Genomic DNA, 17,978 nt, shown 5'->3' on the forward strand with positions numbered 1-17,978 from the left:
TAAAAAACTAAATCTTGATAAGCGTATACTAATTGGAAAACAGAATGAGACAGATAGTTTTGTGAAACTAAACCTAAGCAAGACTTTCTCAATCCAAAATCCAAAATCTAAAATCCAAAATCGTATCAGTAACATACTCTTACGCTCGTAGTAGCGCTGTCTTCGCATGCATCACAACTAATCGAAAACACGTAGGTTGGGTTGAGGAACGAAACCCAACATTTACCAGCATTTGTTGGGTTTCGCGCTTCGCTCAACCCAACCTACAATTTCCTTATCCGAGCAGTATTGATAGTGGTTGTGATAGTTTTTCTTTAGTAAAGAAATCCAAAGAGTATTTCAAAGAGGGCGTTCAGTATGCAGTTCGATCTCAATCATTATCCTTATCCTTCCCAACATCGAGTTATTTTAGGCAAACAATATGCGGTTGCTACCAGTCAACATTTAGCAACCCTAGCCGGAATAGAAATATTTTTAGCCGGAGGAAATGCAGTTGATGCTGCGGTTGCTACTGCAATTGCTTTAACTGTTGTTGAACCGACATCAAATGGAATTGGTTCAGATGCTTTTGCGATTGTTTGGGATGGGAAATTACATGGTCTTAATGCTTCAGGAAAAAGTCCTCAAAATCTTGATTTAAAATCCTACTTAGAAATCAACGAAATCTCTCGAGTGGGATGGTTATCGGTAACTGTTCCTGGAGCGGTTTCTGCTTGGTATCAATTATGGAAACGGTGGGGGAAATTACCGTTTGAACAGTTATTTAATCCAGCAATTCGTTATGCAGAAAAAGGATTCCCTGTATCTCCCATAACCGCACAAGCTTGGCAAAGTCAAGAACAAATTTATCTGCCTTTAATTTCCCCAGAGTCACAACCGTTGAAACAAGTATTTTTTCCTAATAATCGTGCTCCTAGAACAGGAGAAATCTGGGGAAGCTCATGGTTCGCAGAAACGTTAAGAGAAATTGCTAACACTGGAGGAGAAAGTTTTTATCGAGGAAAATTAGCAGCAGCGATCGCTAATTTTTCTGCTGATACAGGAGGATGTTTAACGAAAGATGATTTAGCCAATCACCAACCAATTTGGATTGACCTAATATCAACTCAATACAAACAATTACAAGTGTGGGAAATTCCTCCCAATTGTCAAGGAATTGCTGCATTAATTGCACTCAATATTTTAGAAGATTTGAAACTGGAAAGTTATTCTCGTGATTCAGTTGAAAGTTTTCACTATCAAATTGAAGCGATGAAACTTGCTTTTGCTGATGTTTATTCTCATGTCTGCGACCCAGATTTTATGAAAGTCTCTGTTCATCAGTTCCTGGATAAAAATTATGCTAAACAGCGTCAATCCTTAATCGAAGACACAGCACTTTCTCTTGTCAATACAGGAATACCTCAAGGAGGGACTGTTTATTTATGTACTGCCGACCCAGACTTAATGGTATCGTTTATTCAATCTAATTATGAAGGATTTGGTAGCGGTATTCTCATTCCTGAAACCGGAATTTCTTTACAATGTCGAGCATCAGGATTTAATTTAGAAGAGGGACATCCCAATCAAATAGCACCAGGAAAGCGTCCATTTCATACCATAATACCTGGTTTTCTAACTAAAGACAATCAACCCTTAGGTCCTTTCGGGGTTATGGGTGCGCCAATGCAACCGCAAGGGCATTTACAAATGGTGGTTAATTTATCTGACTATCAAATGAATCCTCAAGCTGCTTTAGATGCACCTAGATGGCGATTTTTAGCAGGAAATAAGATTCTCTTGGAAAGGGGCGTCACTTCTGAAATTGTTGCAGGCTTAAGAAAGCGAGGTCATGATGCGGAAATTGCTCCGGAAACCATGTTTGGTAAAGGTCAAATGATTTTAAGACATAATGGAGTGTTAGTTGCTGCTTCTGAATCTCGTTCTGATGGGTTAGCATTAGCGTATTGACACATATTAAGGGACTTCCAAATTAAACAGCATCTCACAAACCCATCATTTCCAATTTGTTCGCCAGATACTATCACAAAAAGCCACTCATGTCAGCATTGAGTCAGAAATGTCGCCTGATGAGGTTTTATGAGCTTAGGCAGAGCAATTCTCTTAATTACTCTGGTGATTCCAGGTGTGTTGGTATCAGGTTCATCGCTTTACTCCTTCAACCTTGATTATATAGCCATGCAAAGAACCGAAAGGTATGTAGAAAGGTTGGTTAGGGAAGAAAGAAACAATGAAAGACAGTTGGATCTTGCCTATCATCGCAATATAGTTCACCGCATAAACGCACTATCTAATGGAAGTTGGGGATTTATCGGTGCAGCGATCGCAGCGATAGGCATTCATGGAATTGCCACGACTAAAGAGGAGACAATCCAAGACCAAAAGAAAGCATCAAAATAATTCGTAATTCGTAATTCGTAATTCGTAATTACGAATTACAATAAATCTTTCCGTTTTAACAGACTAAATGCACCACAAGTAGCAAGCATCAGTATCTCGAATGCGTAATTTGGTTCGGGAACGGGTGTTGTTTGAGAAACAGGCACGAGCAGGTAGGAACTTTCTTGACCGTTGATTGTACCGCTACCTACAATCTGCCCGTTATTATTAATAGCTGTTGCCGTTGTTAGCTCCCAACCAGAATCTGCGGGTATTAAATCATTAAGGTCATAGAGAACACCGTTTTCCCAAAGATAAGCGTGGAACCCCCTGGGAGTACTTACTCCACCAACCACTTGACCTAATTCATTAATATCATTAGCTCCACCACTACCACCAAGCGTGCCGAGGTCAGTTATCGCTCCCTCAGTCCAAATGACACCTGCACTGCTGACTCCAGGTAAAGGCGACCCGGCTATCTGACCTCGGTTGTTAATTGCTGAAGCACCGCCAATATTAAGCTCAATTATTGTGTTATTTTCCCATAAAAAGGTAATACCCTGACCTACACTTATATAACCCAGTACCTGACCTTGGTTGTTAATATCTGTAGCACCACTGAAACCGTTGCGATCGCTGAGGGTGCCAAGGTCATCGGTTGCTGGATTAATTGGGCTGTTGGGAGATGTGCGAAAGGCACGTCCCTGTCCGTTACTCGTGTTGGCAGAACCAACGACCTGCCCTAAATCATTAATGCCGTTGGCTAAACTTGATTGACCCCCAAGAGTTCCAAGGTCAATCATACCGTTGTTTGCACTCCAGAGGAAAGCACGAACATTCCACCCACGCCGACTGGGTAGCGCGTCATATGAAACACCAACGACTTGCCCTAAATCGTTCAGGCTACGGGCTTCGCTGCTGGCTGCGTAATCGGGAAGTGTACCGAGGTCGGTCATCGTACCGTTTTCCCAGATAAAGGCGCGGAACGGATTGAAAGCATTGGTAAATGCCCTACCAACCACTTGACCTTTATGATTGATATCAGAAGCGCTGCTGCTTTGGTAGCCAGGGAGGGTACCGAGGTCAGTGACAGAATACATAGAAGCTGCCATCGCAGGTGGAGGGGTTAAGAAGGCGATGACAAGGGCTGCTTTGGTAAGGCAGAACTGAGCCAAGGTGCTGCGCCACATAGGTTGAATCCAGGGAAATCTGGAGGCTTCACATGAATACTCATCATCCCTGGCATCTCACGAACGACCTACCCCCTAAAGTTAGAATTTGCGACTGCTCTATGACAAATGACCAACTAGACATTTTTGCAGATCGCCTAAGGCGCGATCGCGATAACGCCCGTAACGCTCCTGTTTATTTTTTATTTTCTCTCCCAAATCTGGCAATATACCAAAGTTAGGTGGCATTGGCTGGAAATGCTTGGGTGAAGCCGAACTAATAAATTCAAACAGCGACCCCATCATTGTTGTGTTGGGTAAAGTTAAAGGTTCTTTACCCAAAGCAACGCGTGCTGCATTGGTTCCCGCCAACCAGCCGCCCGCTGCTGCTGCTGTGTAACCTTCAGTTCCAATCAGCTGTCCCGCAGCAAACAAAGTCGGGCGCTGTTTAAATTGTAAATTAGGAAGCATCAACTGAGGAGCATTAATAAAAGTGTTGCGATGCATCACTCCCAGCCTTACAAACTCTGCATCTTCCAAACTTGGAATCAACCGAAAAACACGCTTTTGCTCGCCCCAACGTAAATTAGTTTGGAATCCTACCATATTCCAAAGTTGTCCGGCTTTGTCTTCTTGCCGCAACTGTACCACAGCATAGGGACGTTCTCCAGTGCGACTGTCCGACAATCCCACAGGTTTCAAGGGACCATAGCGCATGGTATCTTCTCCCCGTCTTGCCAATTCTTCGATAGGCAAACAACCTTCAAAAAACTTTGCTGTTTCCCTTTCAAAATCTTTTAATTCCACTTGTTCGGCTGCACAAAGTTCTTGCCAAAACCGCAAGTACTGCTCTTTATTCATCGGACAGTTGAGATATGCAGCTTCACCCTTGTCATAACGAGAGGCAAGAAAAGCAATATCGCGGTTAATCGATTCTCCCACAATAATCGGGCTCGCAGCATCAAAAAAGCTGAGGTATTCCATCCCAGTGAAGCGGCGCAAATCTTCTGCTAAGTTGGGGCTGGTTAAAGGACCTGTTGCTAAAACTACAATTCCTTCCGGGATAGCACGCAATTCTTCCCGACGCAGTTCAATCAAAGGATGGCGAGCGAGGGTTTCTGTTAAATCAAAGCTAAATTGTCCCCTATCTACAGCAAGCGCTCCGCCTGCAGGGACTGCGTGTTCATCAGCTTTTGATATCACGATAGAACCAAGTCGGCGCAGCTCTTCATGCAACAGACCTGCAGCGCGATCGCTCGCCATTGCCCCAAATGAATTGCTACATACCAATTCTGCTAAATGTTCCGTGTGATGAGCACCACTCATGTGTTTTGGACGCATTTCCCACAGAATGACAGGTATCCCAGCTTGGGCTATTTGCCATGCTGCTTCTGTCCCGGCTAGTCCACCTCCAATCACTTGAATCGGTTGTTTTTCCATACTCATTAAACGACAACAATTGGCGGAAATTTATCACACCTATACCAAGTATACATGGCACAATTGGCGGAAATTTATTTATCACACCTACATCAAATATAGTTGGTAAACTTAGGTAACGGTCGTAGCATCTTGGGTACTAGATTGACTCAACTTATGCTTGTGTAGTGTGTCAATTGAGACACTTATTAAAAGTTTTACTTAATATTTAAGCAACTTATGACCCTCGAACAACAACTCGAAAAACTTGCCGAACTTGGTTTAACGCTGAATGAAGGAGTTACGATTGATGACCTTTTGTACTCATTTGACCGGGAGGATTATGAAAAAAACCTTTTCATTTAATTTTATCTATGCTCGGCTGGACATTTGACACTGAGTGCATTTGCCAAACAGGTGATTATGTCAGGATAGTTAAGAAACTATGCTCGCTTGCAAATAAACCAAATTTAATCAACGGTCTCAAAGATTTTGTAGATATTGAAGAGCGGGAAGCGTGGCTTAAATACAGAATTAACGGTAAACATTATATCTGGACTATTGAGGTTAATGATGATTGGGCTGACACATTAACTCTTTCATACGTTATGGATAATATTGAAAGTGATGGTTTTCACTTTTACTTCAAAGATAGTGGGCAAGCAATGATTTTATTTTACCTGCATGAAACAGATGCTTTTCAAATTAATCATTGTCAGGCAATGTACTTCAACGAATGACCTCAGAATGACAACAAAATAGGGCGCAATGCCTCACGCCCCTACAAATGCTATAAAATGATTCTGAAAAAGAACACCTGTCTGACCCAAAGTTCGGCATATACTGAGAAAAAAGGCAACTTATACAACAGAAGTAACAACCTTGGAGCTAGCTTGGCTTAACTTGCGAGCGCGTAATATTTTGAGAACCCGTTTAAATTGTTCAAACTCCTCCTGGCTTAATTCTGTTTGTCTCCATGCTTCTCGTTGCATTAAGCGCTCAAACCAGTCATTCAACTTGGGATAATGTTTAAGACTTATACCTGACTTGACAAATAAAGATATGGCTCCTCCGACAACGATATCTCCTAAAGTCAAGCGATCGCTCCCAAAATAAGAATTTTCTCCTAAGATTTCTGTCAAAAATTTGAAAACTTTATTTACGTGTTCCTTCGCCTGAATAAATTTGGGTGAGCTTGCGTCTTCGTACATCATTGTGATTATCTGAGGCAAAAGCTCATTATTGGTTACCATTTGTACTGCTCTGACTGTAGCCAATGCTTGGGCTTCTTTTGGCAACATTGCCGGGGTTGGATATTTAGCTTCTAAATAATCCATAATTGCTAAAGATTCTATGACTCGAAACCCATCATCAATGATGACGGGAACGTGATGAAAAGGGTTAATTGCTAAAAACTCTGGTTGCATTTGGTCGCCATTTAAGTTTAGCAAAATAGGCTCAAAAGGAATTTCTTTTTCTAGTAAGGTTACCCACACACGACGAGCCATTGGTGAACGGGGATTGTAGTAGAACTGGAGCATGGAACATTCCTCCTAAATGTTACGTTTTTTATCAGACCGCTTGGTCTGTTATTTGATATACGAATATATCTCGTTTTATTAACTTGTAGATTTGAAATTAGCGAAGATGTTTTAACTCTTCCTCTGCCATGTGCCAAATATTTTCTTCTGAAGGAAATAAATTTTGTTCAACATCTTCCTTATACTTTTGTATTGCTTGGGCAGTCAAAGTTTGATAATCCTGATATTTTTTTGCCAGTTTTAGCTTGCGAGGTGTTATTCCTAATATGTCGTTCACGATAAGAACTTGGCCATCAGTAAACCTACCCGAACCAATTCCAATGGTAGGGATACTGAGTTTTTCAGTTACGATCTGACCGAGTTCTTCAGGAATCAGTTCCAAAACAAGCATTGATATACCAAGTTTTTCCAGTGCGATCGCACCTTCAATAATTACATTTGCTTGTTCAAAACTTTTTCCTTGTACCCTTTTCTGCTGCTGTGTTTGTGGCATCAAACCAAGATGACCGCATACTTTTATATCATGTTTAATGAGATGCTTGATAACTTCTTCTCGAACACCTTCTAATTTAACAATATCTGCTCCATGTGCTAAAAGTTTTTTGGCATTATAGAGTGCTTGTTCGGGGGTTTCGTAGGAATTATAGGGCAGATCGCCAAGAATATACGCTTGGGATACTCCTCTGCGAACAGCTTTCAGATGATGGGCAATATCATCTACCGTAACTTCTTGTTCGCTATCATATCCGAGTATATTTGTGCCTACGCTGTCACCAACAAAAATGACATCAACCCCAGCCCTATCTTCCAACAGCGCTGTGGGATAATCATACGCTGTCAGGGCTACAATTTTTTGATGATTCCGCTTTTTCGCCAGCAAGTAAGATGAGTCTTTTTTCATGAGAGACTTGACCATTTTCCGACCAGTTGGTCGGTTTTCCAAGAAGAGTAAATCTTAATACATTTTAATTGCTTTAGATCTGCACGTGGCTCTTGATATACTCGTTTAAATGCTGAGTGACTCTTTCTAGATAAATCAGATCTCCGTATAGCTTGCTCATCATAACAGCACCTTCGAGTGAAGAAATCATGATGGTAGCTATTTCATCAATGTTAACCGTAGGGCGAATTTCACCCCTTTCGATACCCTTTTGGATAATTTGAGAGACCATTTCCCGCCAAGAGTCCATTGCTTGTTTGGCACGTTCTCGCAAAGCAGGATGGGTGTCGTCGCTCTCAATTGCTGTGTTCAGTATGGGACACCCTCCCTTGATAATTGGGTTATCTATATTGCTGCGAAAGACATCTACGATCGCTTGCAATCTATCTACAGCATGATACTTGCTACGCAATATAGTTCTGTAACGCTGTTTAATTTGGGCGATCGCAAAATCAAATGCTTGTAATGCGAGATCGTCTTTGCTTTGAAAATGATTATATATCCCTCCTTTCTGCAATCCCGTGACACGCATAATATCCGCAATAGATGCACCAGCATAACCGTGTTGATTAAACAGTTCAGCTGCTTGTTGGAGAATTTTTTCTTTAGTTTCTTCGCCTTTAGACATTTTAGTATTTCCGACCACTTGGTCTTTTTTTATTTAAACCGATAAGTTATTCTAAGTCAAGCAATGGTTATGACCAACCTGATGAATTGGAATTTCGATGACAAACTCAGTTCCCTGCTTGAGTGTAGAATGACAGTACAGCTTGCCCCTGTGATTACCCACCACAATTTGATAACTAATGGATAAGCCCAAGCCAGTTCCTTTCCCGACTGGTTTTGTGGTAAAGAAGGGGTCAAATAACTTCGCCTGCACTGTTTCATCCATCCCCGAACCGTTATCACTAATATGAATTGAGATGGCATTGTCTGCCAAGACTTGTGTAACAATACAAATTGTGGGATTGATTTTTTGTTGTAAGTTGCGATCGATAAAAAGTTGTTGGTTAAAAGCAGACGCTTCTAAGGCATCGATCGCATTTGACAAAAGATTCATGAAAACCTGATTCAGTTGACCAGGGTAACACTCAACCAGAGGTAACTGACCGTAATTTTTAATGACTTCGATTTCAGAAAAGTTTGGTTGTGCCTTGAGGCGGTTTTGCAGGATAAGCAGGGTACTTTCGATGCCTTCATGCAGATCTACTGCTTTAAACTCAGCTTCATCCAAACGCGAGAAGTTGCGTAGAGATTGCACGATTCTCTGGATGCGTTCTGTTCCTACTTTCATGGAACTCAGCAGTTTGGGAAAGTCTTGTTTGAGAAATTCGAGGTCAATTTCTTCCACTGCAGTTTGAATTGTTGTTGTCGAACAGGGGTATTGTTGTTGGTAAAGGTTGATTAATTGCAGCAAATCTAGAGTGTAGCTGTTAACATGAGTCAGATTGCCGTAGATAAAGTTGACTGGATTATTAATTTCGTGAGCAATACCTGCAACCAGCTGTCCCAAACTTGACATTTTTTCAGTTTGAATTAATTGAGACTGAGTTTGTTGCAAATCCTTAAGAACCTGAGATAATTCGGCTGTGCGATGTTGAACTCGAACTTCCAGTTCTTCATTGTTTTTCTCCAATAGCAGAAAAGACTCATGCAGTTGATTGGCCATGCTGGTAAAAGAAGTTGCCAAGTGACCCAATTCGTTAGGTAGCTTAGTATTGAGATCGATATCAAAATTCCCGTCTGAAACCCGGTCGGTAGCAATAAGTAATTTATTTAAGGGAATTGTAACTTGCTTGTACAGGACAGAAAACAACAGCAGGATTTCCAGTAGCAAGGCAATTAATCCGACATTGAGAACAAAACGGGCGTTATTAGCTGCAATTTCTGATAACAGCGATTTAGGGTAAACGGTCACAAAATACCAATCTGGGCCATTCAGTCTGGTGACAGCCAGATATTCATTGTCCTTGGAATTATCAATCACCAGCGTTTGCGATCGCGAGGTTTTGACGGCATGATAAACCCGCAGCAAATTTGCATCACCTGACTCCAGGATGTTGAACTGTCCCAGCTTTTTCTGAATCTGAGGCATATAATCGGGATGAACAATCAAACGCCCATCGCTGCGAAAAATCAGGTTATACGTTCCATGTAAATGGTCGTTGACAGTGCGTTCCATCAACTCATTAAGAATGATGTCATGCCCGATGGTGGCAATATGATTGCCAAGGCGATCGTCCACTGGTGTTTCGACAGAAACCATCCAAAGTTTTGGCACAGTATCAAAATAAAGACCTGTCCATACGGTTTCTCTAGCTGGATTGTGTTTTTTGTCAGAAACGTAAAAATACTCCTCTTTGGGCATGAATAAATCCGCCTGTGCCTCTATTCCCCAAGGCACAGTCGGCCAGTAATTAGCGACAAAGTTTTCGGGTCCCATAATATAGGTATCGACAAAACGATTCTTCCAGGCAGGTCCGTAACTTTTCGTTAATTCATAAAAGACTAGCATCCGGCGACGAATATCCGCCGTGTTCGGGACTTGTTTTCCTATAAAGACTGAGGGATACTGCTCGCTATCGAACTGTTTGACAGGCTGGTTCTCCAGAAAGTTACGCCATGTACCATCAGACCATAAGTAGAATAACTGGTTAAATCCCTCGCGTGGGTCTTGATTTCCCAACTGCTCCAATCGTTTCAATAATGCTTGTTTCAGTATTTTATGATTATCTTCTGCAAGTGTAAACAGGCTTTCTTCTCTCTTACCTCGTTCCAAAACATACTTTTGTAGTTGTTCGCGGGTTTGGGATTCCAGTGTTGACATCAAATGGAAGTAGCTGATGCCAGCCGAGACAATCGTGACAGCTAAAATTCTCAGCGCCATACTGAGGAGTATGTCACGAGTCAGCGAGCGGCAGAATAGCTCTTTGAGCAATTTACTTTTAAACCTTGCCATCATCCGTAACCCAACCTGTTAATGTTTAGAGTTCCCAAATATCAAAGAATATGCCCAAGGTTGGCAAGATCCAAGCTGTCGAGCAACGACAAGACAGGTTTTTGGTGCAGGTAGTCAGCATAACTACTTAAAACCTTATACTAGTCAGTAAGTCAAAGCCAATTTCCAATCATAATAAATGGTGTGTAGTATGCCCTACGAGGCGCTGAGGTTGGTTTGTTGTCAGAAATTGCTCATCTAGGATAGGGTAGAAAGAGCGTTTTCACCAATAGTTATTAACGAGGAAAAGCCGTGCTTAGTGAAATCAGGCAAAAGGCAATTGTCAAGCCCGGAGGTGTAGTAGAAATCTCGTCGCCAGAACTGCCATTAGGCGCAACTGTGGAAGTTATTGTACTTTTAGAATCACCTCCAAAGAAACCAGAACAATCTTTGACTAGCTTTATTGGAACTGCTAGAGGTAACTTTGCTACACCACAAGAAGTCGATCGGTTTATTCGCAACGAACGGGATACATGGGAATCATAGATGCTATTCAAGGTAACAAAGTTTATCTTGATACAAATATCTGGATTTATGCTTTAGAAGGATATCCAGCATATCTTCAAGATTTGACTCAACTATTCCAAAAAATTACTCAAGGCGATTTGATTGCTGTCACAAGTGAACTGTCACTGGCTGAGGCATTGGTAAAACCTTTTCAGAATCAGAACCTAACACAACAGCAGATATACAAACAATTTATCAGTAACTCCCAGAATTTATCGGTGATTCCTGTTTCTCGTGATATTTTAATTGAAGCCGCACAACTCCGTGCCAATGTCAACATCAAATTACCTGATGCCATTCATGCAGCAACAGCAATGTTAACTCAGTGTTCGACCTTCATAACCAATGACCAACGCTTTCAAAGTCTCCCTGGCATATCAGTAGTTTTGCTCTCCCAAATTTCTTCTCCTTAAAGCCAAATTAATATAGTAGCGGGCGTTGAGGAATGCGACCAAAAGCACAGTGCAGTGCTCTATAGGGGCGAAACGCTTTTGCTTGTACTAAGGGTGCCATCGGATCGCGCTTAAATCTGGAACTACAATATGGTTAAATTAGTCACAATTAATATTTTGTACGATCTAGAAGAGTGGGAGCAGCGAAAGACTCTGTTAGTCGATGGACTGGCAAGAGAGCAAGCTGACCTGATTGCTTTACAAGAAGTTAAGCTGCCAGAAAATACAGCGAGTGAGCTTGCACAGCAGCTTGGTATGCCTTACGTGCAGTTAGTGCAAGCGCAAAAATTAGGTTCACTCGAAAGGACTCACACAATTGCAATTCTGAGTCGCCATCCATTTGTCTTGCAAGAAGTACTCGATTTACAAACTCAAGGACGTGTTGCTCAGTACGTTCAGGTTGTCATAAACGGTCAGCCATTAGTATTCTGCAATGGACACTATTATTGGTACCCAGGTTCGCATCCAGAGCGGGATAAGCAAGTACAGTTGCTGCTTGAGTGGTTAAGTCATCTGCCAGAAGGGATGCCGATTGTAGCAGTCGGTGATTTTAACGGTACACCCAAAACGAGTGCCATTGCGCTGATGCGATCGCACTTCTCCTCAGCTTATGCTGCACATCACGGTCATGAACCAGAGTACACTTGTCCTACACCACTGGCTCGCCGCACATGGAAAAAAGCACTGCGCCTAATGATAAGGGATTGGATATCCAACCGTACCTTAAGTCCTTGGCGAGGCACACTAGATTACATCTTTGTTAACCAGCATATCCGCGTGCAAGATGCATATATTATTCTTAATCAACCTGAACCCCATAGCCGTACTTTATATCCCTCTGACCACTTTGGCATTGCTGCTGTTGTAGAAATATCAGGCAGTTAGCTGTTTGCTATCGCAAGATTGACGGCGAGTGGATGGTAGCGCACAGTGACAATTTCATACTTCTGCTTCTTGCTGAGTATCTTTTGGCTCGGGTAAATAAACCAATAAATCTCCTGGTTGACAATTGAGAGCTTTACAGTATTTTTCAAGCGTTTCTCTCTCCAGTCTTTCTGGCATAACTCGCAGGTTTTTATGTTTGCTAACGGTGACGTGATGCATACCCGTCATTTGAGCAAGTTCTCTGTAGTCAACTTCTCTGTCAGCCATTAATACAGCTAAACGCCACTTGATTGGCATGAGTTCATTCTTCAGTCTCGGCATATCTAACTTACAGCTCCTTTGCATTCTTTATTAACTCCTGTGACTATCATATAAAGCAGCGTCGCAAACTCATTAGTCATTAGCTTGACTGCTTTAACTGTATCGACTAATATAGTAAGTGTAAAGACAAATGTGAAAAGCGCAAAAAACAGAAGGCAATTGCGCTTTCTTACCAAGATTGCCGCGATCGCCTTCTACAAAGAATCAAATATAAGGTAACTACTATGATGACACAACTTGCCCTTGACGAGCAGACCATTGCCCAAAGAGAACTAGAGCAGTACATTGAAGCTCAAGCTAACGCTATACCAGACGTACCGCCTGGTTCTGCATTCGAGCCAATAGCTCAAGCCACCGAAAATATCCTGGCTCATGCCATGTGGCTTGCTCAACAGAAGGAGAATTTATCCAAAAAAGAGTACAGAAAACTCTTACGACAACAGGGCTGGAAAACAGAAGACACCAAATACCTCAAAGTTGCTGCCGCATTCAAATTGTTTGCACATCGAGATTTATCAAAAATTGAGCCGTCCACAATCTTCCGCTTGGCAAACAATCCCAAGAAGTACCAAAGCGCGATCGACCAGCTCTTGGACTTACCAGAAATCACTCAAGCAACAGTCCGCGACCTCATTACCCAACAGCGATCGCCCAAGGAACCAAAACAGAAATTACCAAGCATCTGGCGGCAGACAAAGAACGGTGGTAGGTATTGTCAGATTCCACCCATCCATGAGGAGAGCGAGCAGACTGGCACAACTTTACAACAAATGATGGATGATGAGGGATTAAGTGCCCAGCGCATTGTTGCCGAAGCCATAGCCCTACGACAGGCTTATCTTGAGGGGCGGTTGGTTTTGGTACAACCTCAACAAGAGACTTCAACCAATTCCGAACAAGACGCGACAATTGCAGTGCAACAGCCAGATGTATCCCAAGAAATCGATTCGGAAGCAGTTGCCCAAGAAACAACTTTACAGGTGATAGCGATTGCAGAAGATGTTGATTTTGAAGACCAGAGCGACTATAACGAACCAGTAGTAGGAGCGTGGACTTTTGAGCCAGAGCCAGAAAAAGACGACTGTGAAGATGATACGGCAAACGTATCACCTGTTCTGTTGCTGATTGAGACCCTGCAAAAAGCCTCTTCTTGGCAAGAAATTTCTCTTGCTTTGAAGAATTATGGCGAGTACAAGCAGCTTGCATGGGATGCATTAACACCTCTAGAGAAAAAACGCCTCGCGTCACTAACTCCGACAGAAGTCAGGAAGCTAAGTGCGGCAAAGAAAGCTGGTAAAATTATCGATTTTAAAGAAGTACAAGAAGATGTGTATCAAGTACAACACCACGGCTGTGTGTTCTGGGAAGTTGTGAGTGCATCAAGGTTGGATAGTTTTTTGGCTCAATTATGAGTTGTATTTAATCATCCGGGAATTGCCAACAGCAAATGGATTCAACATCCTTGCTACTACACTTGGTACAAACAACCTCAACTGAAGAATCTACCCATTCGTAACCACATCTACGACAGTGGCAGAAAATGTTGTTACGGTTAGCCATTCTAATACCTGTGTACCACTCGTATAATTGGGATTTGTTTTGAAAAGGAAAAGTATTTGACATTTGGTGCCAAGTTAAAAACAGCAGTTAATATTATATTTTTCCAAACGGTTGTCAATAAACACCAAGCGTGAATTCATTGAGAATTTTTTTGAAAAGCTCCAGTTAGAGTAACCATCTCTGCGAGAGTATCCTGCCACCTGTAGATGGGGTTAAAGTTTAAGTGTTGTTGTAATCTTTCACCACTGTATTTCCAGCATTGCGCGAAAAAACTACTTCCAGAGTTACTATGCCTAATAGCACTGCGGCTTCCAGTAATATGAATTAATTCAGTACACAAGTCATGCCAAGTAAAATGGTCGTTGATAACATTAGCCGCCAGTCCCAGTGGCTTCTTCAAACATTCAACTGATACCCAAGCTAATTCTCGCGCATCTACCCAAGCATCACCAAACTGTGACCATTCCTCCTGAGTTTCCCCAGGTAAGATGATATCTTCACCCCTATATACTTTTTCGTAAATATTCGTTGTCCATAAACCTTTTTTTGTAAGACAACGCGGATTGGGACCCCAAATATGTGGTGGTCGAAGAATACTAAAGTCACTGCGCTTTCTCTTTCGGGCTGCTTCCTCCAATAACGTTTCGCAGGACACTTTGCCATAGCTGTAAGATGAATAAGTCTTATTTAATGGATGATTCTCAGCGATCGGAATCCATTGAGCGTAACCATACACATCTACACTACTTATAAATACAAACGCTCCTCGATCCCAACATTTGAGTAACGTTTCCATTGCAGCAATATCTACTTCAGGATGTGTGAATGTACAAGCTATATGAATAATGCCTGTTACTTGATGTGCGGCACGGCAAAGACTATCAGTGTTAGCAAGATCGCCAAGAACTACGTCAACATTTGTCTTTTGTATTGTAGGTTCTGAGTTCGTTCGAGCCAGTATGCGAATTGGCTGTCCGCGTTGTTGTAATTCTCGTACAACAAAACTTCCCAACAGACCTGTTGCGCCGGTGACTAAAATCATCCAACCCCCCTCCGATAAAACTCAGCTTTCTTTAGCAGAATTTTTAAGATCTACTCCGCCCTTCGACTATATTCACATCAATCAGCATTGGCTGCATCAAAAACTTGCTGCGCGGTCATATTAAGTTCGGTGAAGTTTGGGGAAACGATACGGTCATTGCCTTGAAATCGCCTAACCTGATACTCGTCATCTATCAACTGATAAACTGAGAAAGTAGGTTGTTTTGGATTCCCTGTAAACTTTTTGGCACCCAATCCCAGATAGTCAGCAATCCAGTATTCAGGAATTCCCATAGTTTCATACTTTCCCTGCTTCATGTAGTAATCATCATCCCAGTTAGTTGATACAACTTCTACAATCAACGGAATTGATGCACCATACATTACAGTTGATGTTTTTCCCCAAAGCGGCTCATTGACAAGATTTTTTTCGTTTATTACTAACACATCTGGCTCATAACCTGATTCATTTTCAGATGGCTTTACCAATACTTTTCTTGGAATAAAATACGGAAGATCTAATTTATCAAACGCCACAGTTATCTTACGAGCTAAAAATCCTGTAACTTTTTCATGTCCCCCTAACGGTTGTGCCATTTCAACAATGACCCCATTATGTAGTTCATAACGTCCGTTTTCTGGACGCCAAGCGGCAAATTCTTCAAAGGTTACTTGTTTACCTTGAGCTTGGAACATAGATTCAACGTTTTCGATTGCCACTATTATTTAAAATAATAATATAAAAATACTAATTTTTAGAGGTTCTAGTACTATAGGGTAGACAACGCTAGCCCCGCCTAGATCCATAAAAACTTCAGAAAATCAATTGCTCACTCATCTCTTCCCTCTGCGTACTCTGCGCCTGTTGCGGTTAAATAAATTACTTTTTTTTGCCAAAATGTCCCAAGGCTCGCCTGTAAAGGGAACAGCAGCGCAGAAGTCCGGAGGCAGAGGGCAGCTATGCGCGAAAGTTTTGAATATAGGCTTTTTGTTTGTTGCTAATGGTTACCTTATTTACGCCGTTGCGTACTAGATTTATTTGAAGAATCAGTTGAACTAGAAAAAATTCCTTATAATTTTGGGTACGAGTTTATTGATGCTTCTGGAGATAAGCATAAATACTCAATTAGTGATTGGGAAATTATGCAATTGTACAGAAATTGTCGTAATAACTCCAAGCAAAGTACATTACAAGCCAGGGAAAAGGCATTGCGCCCCTACAATATTTGTACCTCCTCCGCGTTACAATCTGCTGTAGATTAAATTTTGGTTAAATAAGTTATTTTTAAGAACTTTTTGGGAACTCTAACAGTAAGTAAACCAAAAAGCCTATTTTTAAATGTTTGTAGTTTGTACTAATCTAGAAACAAGTTTGAAAACAATACAACAGTTATAGTTAGGCAAAATTAAATATAGCAAACAATGAACATAAAACGGCGTAACTTTCTTTGGTATTCGTTATTATTTACCGTGAGTTGTGTAAAAACAGCTAATCCGAATCCAACTCAATCTGTAACTACACTATCTAGAAAACTAAAATTTGCAGTTACAGATATAAATAATATTGAAAAATTGCAGCAAGATTTTGGAGCATTTCGCAAGGCTTTAGCAGAAGTAGTAGGTGTGGAAATTGAACTTTTTAACGTTGAAAACTATACATCTGCTGCATCCTCTATGTTATCAGGAGAATTAGATCTAGTATTTGCAGGTCCATCAGAGTATTTGGTTTTAAGTTCAAGAGCAAAAGCTATTCCTATTGTGGCAATAAGACGTCCGAATTATCACTCTATATTTGTTGTTAACGCCAAGAGTAAAATTACGTCATTAAGACAACTAAAAGGCAAAACTATTGCTATGAGACAAGTCGGTTCAACCTCTGGTCATATTTTTCCTATAAAAATGCTCATGGATGCTGGATTAGATCCTAAAAAAGATGTCAAAATCGTTATGCTACATGACAAAGGAATTCACGCCTTAAAAAAAGGAGAAGTTGATGCTTGGGTAATTGCTTCCGACAGATACAAAAATGTTTTGAAAAAAGAAGGGGTTTCAAATGATAAAGAATTTTCCATAATAGCTGAAGGAAAGTTGCTCCCTAGTGATGTTTTTATGCTCAATAACCAATTAGCAAGTTTTGTAGAAGATATACGATCGCGTATGCTCAACAATCAAGATAAACTGATAAAAAGCTTGTTAATTTCTCAATCAAATCAGAGATATAACAAGAGTCAGTTATTAGTAGCTAAAGATGCTGATTATGATGTCATACGAAAAGTTTATCAAGAACTTGGAGAGGGAAATTTTCTATAAACTAATAGTTAGTTATTAAACTTTGAATAACTTTTCAATACCTTAAGAGCAGTCAAAAAAATGATATTTTATCCAGGGAAAAAGTTAAAAACTGCTTTTGTCAGAATTTTAAGTATAATTTATCATTGGAGTATTGCTCAAAAAATTAGTTATGGATATGCTACGGCTATTGGTATTGCTATTATAGGAACTCTTAATGGTTTAGCGATCGCATCTTATTACGAACAAGTATCGCAAGAACAAGTTAGTTTATCTTCTCAACAACAAAATTTTTTAAAGAATTTAGAACTAGAAGTCATCTCATTGCGAATACATCCGCAGAAATTAATCTCTGTATTAGAAAATACTATTTGGTTAGAGTTTGAGCAAAACCAATTTTTAAATGAAATTGATAGTATTAATAAAAACTTGAGTAAATTTCAAATTTTTATTAATAATCATCCCTCATCTTTGGCA

18 protein-coding genes and 1 pseudogene are annotated in these 17,978 nt (G+C 40.8%); 10 read left to right on the forward strand and 9 right to left on the reverse strand.

Annotated elements, in window-relative coordinates; all coding sequences use genetic code 11:
• Positions 1-357 precede the first annotated feature (357 nt).
• On the forward strand, positions 358-1,950 hold the full coding sequence (locus F7734_RS34555) for a gamma-glutamyltransferase family protein (protein WP_155749037.1): 1,593 nt from the start codon (positions 358-360) through the stop codon (positions 1,948-1,950).
• A 129-nt stretch (positions 1,951-2,079) separates the two neighbouring features.
• The gene (locus F7734_RS34560) at positions 2,080-2,400 is read left to right on the forward strand and encodes a hypothetical protein (RefSeq protein WP_155749038.1); all 321 of its coding nucleotides are present in this window, start codon (positions 2,080-2,082) and stop codon (positions 2,398-2,400) included.
• A gap of 35 nt (positions 2,401-2,435) precedes the next feature.
• Here the strand turns inward: F7734_RS34560 and F7734_RS34565 are convergent, their stop codons facing one another.
• Together F7734_RS34565 and trmFO are read right to left on the reverse strand one after the other, a co-directional pair.
• Positions 2,436-3,569 (reverse strand): hypothetical protein, encoded by a 1,134-nt coding sequence (locus F7734_RS34565; RefSeq protein ID WP_155749039.1) that lies wholly within the window; start codon positions 3,567-3,569, stop codon positions 2,436-2,438.
• 99 nt (positions 3,570-3,668) lie between these two features.
• Entirely contained in the window at positions 3,669-4,988 is a 1,320-nt protein-coding gene (gene trmFO / locus F7734_RS34570) for an FADH(2)-oxidizing methylenetetrahydrofolate--tRNA-(uracil(54)-C(5))-methyltransferase TrmFO (protein WP_155749050.1), read from the reverse strand.
• A 219-nt stretch (positions 4,989-5,207) separates the two neighbouring features.
• Here trmFO and F7734_RS65595 point away from each other — a divergent pair, with 219 nt between their 5' ends.
• Both F7734_RS65595 and F7734_RS34575 read left to right on the forward strand, forming a co-directional pair.
• Positions 5,208-5,333, forward strand: a complete 126-nt coding sequence (locus F7734_RS65595) for a hypothetical protein (protein WP_279239794.1) — start codon at positions 5,208-5,210, stop codon at positions 5,331-5,333.
• A gap of 8 nt (positions 5,334-5,341) precedes the next feature.
• Positions 5,342-5,707: a hypothetical protein gene (locus F7734_RS34575; RefSeq protein WP_155749040.1), complete on the forward strand. Its 366-nt coding sequence runs from the start codon at positions 5,342-5,344 to the stop codon at positions 5,705-5,707.
• 120 nt (positions 5,708-5,827) lie between these two features.
• Here the strand turns inward: F7734_RS34575 and F7734_RS34580 are convergent, their stop codons facing one another.
• The 4 genes from F7734_RS34580 to F7734_RS34595 form a co-directional block, all read right to left on the reverse strand.
• Positions 5,828-6,508, reverse strand: a complete 681-nt coding sequence (locus F7734_RS34580; RefSeq protein ID WP_155749041.1) for a glutathione S-transferase family protein — start codon at positions 6,506-6,508, stop codon at positions 5,828-5,830.
• A gap of 97 nt (positions 6,509-6,605) precedes the next feature.
• The gene (gene panB, locus F7734_RS34585) at positions 6,606-7,409 is read right to left on the reverse strand and encodes a 3-methyl-2-oxobutanoate hydroxymethyltransferase (protein WP_243147243.1); all 804 of its coding nucleotides are present in this window, start codon (positions 7,407-7,409) and stop codon (positions 6,606-6,608) included.
• Positions 7,410-7,482: 73 nt separating this feature from the next.
• A complete protein-coding gene (locus tag F7734_RS34590; protein WP_155749043.1) occupies positions 7,483-8,076 on the reverse strand; it encodes a TetR/AcrR family transcriptional regulator in 594 nt (197 codons plus the stop codon).
• A 51-nt stretch (positions 8,077-8,127) separates the two neighbouring features.
• Positions 8,128-10,410: an ATP-binding protein gene (locus F7734_RS34595; RefSeq protein WP_243147244.1), complete on the reverse strand. Its 2,283-nt coding sequence runs from the start codon at positions 10,408-10,410 to the stop codon at positions 8,128-8,130.
• A 288-nt stretch (positions 10,411-10,698) separates the two neighbouring features.
• Between F7734_RS34595 and F7734_RS34600 the strand changes: the two genes are divergently transcribed.
• From F7734_RS34600 to F7734_RS34610, 3 genes are all read left to right on the forward strand, one after another.
• On the forward strand, positions 10,699-10,932 hold the full coding sequence (locus F7734_RS34600; RefSeq protein WP_155742857.1) for a hypothetical protein: 234 nt from the start codon (positions 10,699-10,701) through the stop codon (positions 10,930-10,932).
• Positions 10,920-11,366: a PIN domain-containing protein gene (locus F7734_RS34605; protein ID WP_155749044.1), complete on the forward strand. Its 447-nt coding sequence runs from the start codon at positions 10,920-10,922 to the stop codon at positions 11,364-11,366. Before F7734_RS34600 ends, F7734_RS34605 begins: the two co-directional genes overlap by 13 nt.
• Positions 11,367-11,495: 129 nt before the next feature.
• Complete coding sequence (locus F7734_RS34610; RefSeq protein WP_155749045.1) at positions 11,496-12,290, forward strand: endonuclease/exonuclease/phosphatase family protein; 795 nt, start codon at positions 11,496-11,498, stop codon at positions 12,288-12,290.
• A gap of 54 nt (positions 12,291-12,344) precedes the next feature.
• On the opposite strand, the gene F7734_RS34615 is transcribed toward F7734_RS34610, so the two are convergent.
• Complete coding sequence (locus F7734_RS34615; RefSeq protein ID WP_243147245.1) at positions 12,345-12,635, reverse strand: helix-turn-helix domain-containing protein; 291 nt, start codon at positions 12,633-12,635, stop codon at positions 12,345-12,347.
• 200 nt (positions 12,636-12,835) lie between these two features.
• Here F7734_RS34615 and F7734_RS66355 point away from each other — a divergent pair, with 200 nt between their 5' ends.
• Complete coding sequence (locus F7734_RS66355; RefSeq protein WP_155749046.1) at positions 12,836-14,023, forward strand: hypothetical protein; 1,188 nt, start codon at positions 12,836-12,838, stop codon at positions 14,021-14,023.
• A 284-nt stretch (positions 14,024-14,307) separates the two neighbouring features.
• Here the strand turns inward: F7734_RS66355 and F7734_RS34625 are convergent, their stop codons facing one another.
• Both F7734_RS34625 and F7734_RS34630 read right to left on the reverse strand, forming a co-directional pair.
• Positions 14,308-15,213 carry an NAD(P)-dependent oxidoreductase gene (locus F7734_RS34625; protein ID WP_155749047.1) on the reverse strand — a complete coding sequence of 302 codons (906 nt, stop codon included), beginning with the start codon at positions 15,211-15,213 and terminating at the stop codon, positions 14,308-14,310.
• Between the two features lie 77 nt (positions 15,214-15,290).
• The gene (locus F7734_RS34630; RefSeq protein ID WP_155749053.1) at positions 15,291-15,908 is read right to left on the reverse strand and encodes a Uma2 family endonuclease; all 618 of its coding nucleotides are present in this window, start codon (positions 15,906-15,908) and stop codon (positions 15,291-15,293) included.
• Positions 15,909-16,634: 726 nt separating this feature from the next.
• Here F7734_RS34630 and phnD point away from each other — a divergent pair.
• Together phnD and F7734_RS34640 are read left to right on the forward strand one after the other, a co-directional pair.
• Positions 16,635-17,522 carry a phosphate/phosphite/phosphonate ABC transporter substrate-binding protein gene (phnD, locus tag F7734_RS34635; protein ID WP_155749048.1) on the forward strand — a complete coding sequence of 296 codons (888 nt, stop codon included), beginning with the start codon at positions 16,635-16,637 and terminating at the stop codon, positions 17,520-17,522.
• 60 nt (positions 17,523-17,582) lie between these two features.
• Positions 17,583-17,978 (forward strand): annotated as a pseudogene (locus tag F7734_RS34640) (histidine kinase); the annotation flags it as partial.

The sequence above is a fragment of the Scytonema sp. UIC 10036 genome (assembly GCF_009725235.1).

Bases quoted from the DNA above. Each gene is read 5' to 3' on its own strand.
- F7734_RS34595 (WP_243147244.1), bottom strand. From the start codon at position 10,410: ATGATGGCAAGGTTTAAAAGTAAATTGCTCAAAGAGCTATTCTGCCGC.
- F7734_RS34575 (WP_155749040.1), top strand. From the start codon at position 5,342: ATGCTCGGCTGGACATTTGACACTGAGTGCATTTGCCAAACAGGTGAT.
- F7734_RS34590 (WP_155749043.1), bottom strand. From the start codon at position 8,076: ATGTCTAAAGGCGAAGAAACTAAAGAAAAAATTCTCCAACAAGCAGCT.
- F7734_RS34580 (WP_155749041.1), bottom strand. From the start codon at position 6,508: ATGCTCCAGTTCTACTACAATCCCCGTTCACCAATGGCTCGTCGTGTG.
- F7734_RS34625 (WP_155749047.1), bottom strand. From the start codon at position 15,213: ATGATTTTAGTCACCGGCGCAACAGGTCTGTTGGGAAGTTTTGTTGTA.
- panB (WP_243147243.1), bottom strand. From the start codon at position 7,409: ATGAAAAAAGACTCATCTTACTTGCTGGCGAAAAAGCGGAATCATCAA.
- F7734_RS34555 (WP_155749037.1), top strand. From the start codon at position 358: ATGCAGTTCGATCTCAATCATTATCCTTATCCTTCCCAACATCGAGTT.
- trmFO (WP_155749050.1), bottom strand. From the start codon at position 4,988: ATGGAAAAACAACCGATTCAAGTGATTGGAGGTGGACTAGCCGGGACA.
- F7734_RS34605 (WP_155749044.1), top strand. From the start codon at position 10,920: ATGGGAATCATAGATGCTATTCAAGGTAACAAAGTTTATCTTGATACA.
- phnD (WP_155749048.1), top strand. From the start codon at position 16,635: ATGAACATAAAACGGCGTAACTTTCTTTGGTATTCGTTATTATTTACC.
- F7734_RS34615 (WP_243147245.1), bottom strand. From the start codon at position 12,635: ATGCAAAGGAGCTGTAAGTTAGATATGCCGAGACTGAAGAATGAACTC.
- F7734_RS34630 (WP_155749053.1), bottom strand. From the start codon at position 15,908: ATGTTCCAAGCTCAAGGTAAACAAGTAACCTTTGAAGAATTTGCCGCT.
- F7734_RS65595 (WP_279239794.1), top strand. From the start codon at position 5,208: ATGACCCTCGAACAACAACTCGAAAAACTTGCCGAACTTGGTTTAACG.
- F7734_RS34610 (WP_155749045.1), top strand. From the start codon at position 11,496: ATGGTTAAATTAGTCACAATTAATATTTTGTACGATCTAGAAGAGTGG.
- F7734_RS34565 (WP_155749039.1), bottom strand. From the start codon at position 3,569: ATGTGGCGCAGCACCTTGGCTCAGTTCTGCCTTACCAAAGCAGCCCTT.
- F7734_RS66355 (WP_155749046.1), top strand. From the start codon at position 12,836: ATGATGACACAACTTGCCCTTGACGAGCAGACCATTGCCCAAAGAGAA.
- F7734_RS34560 (WP_155749038.1), top strand. From the start codon at position 2,080: ATGAGCTTAGGCAGAGCAATTCTCTTAATTACTCTGGTGATTCCAGGT.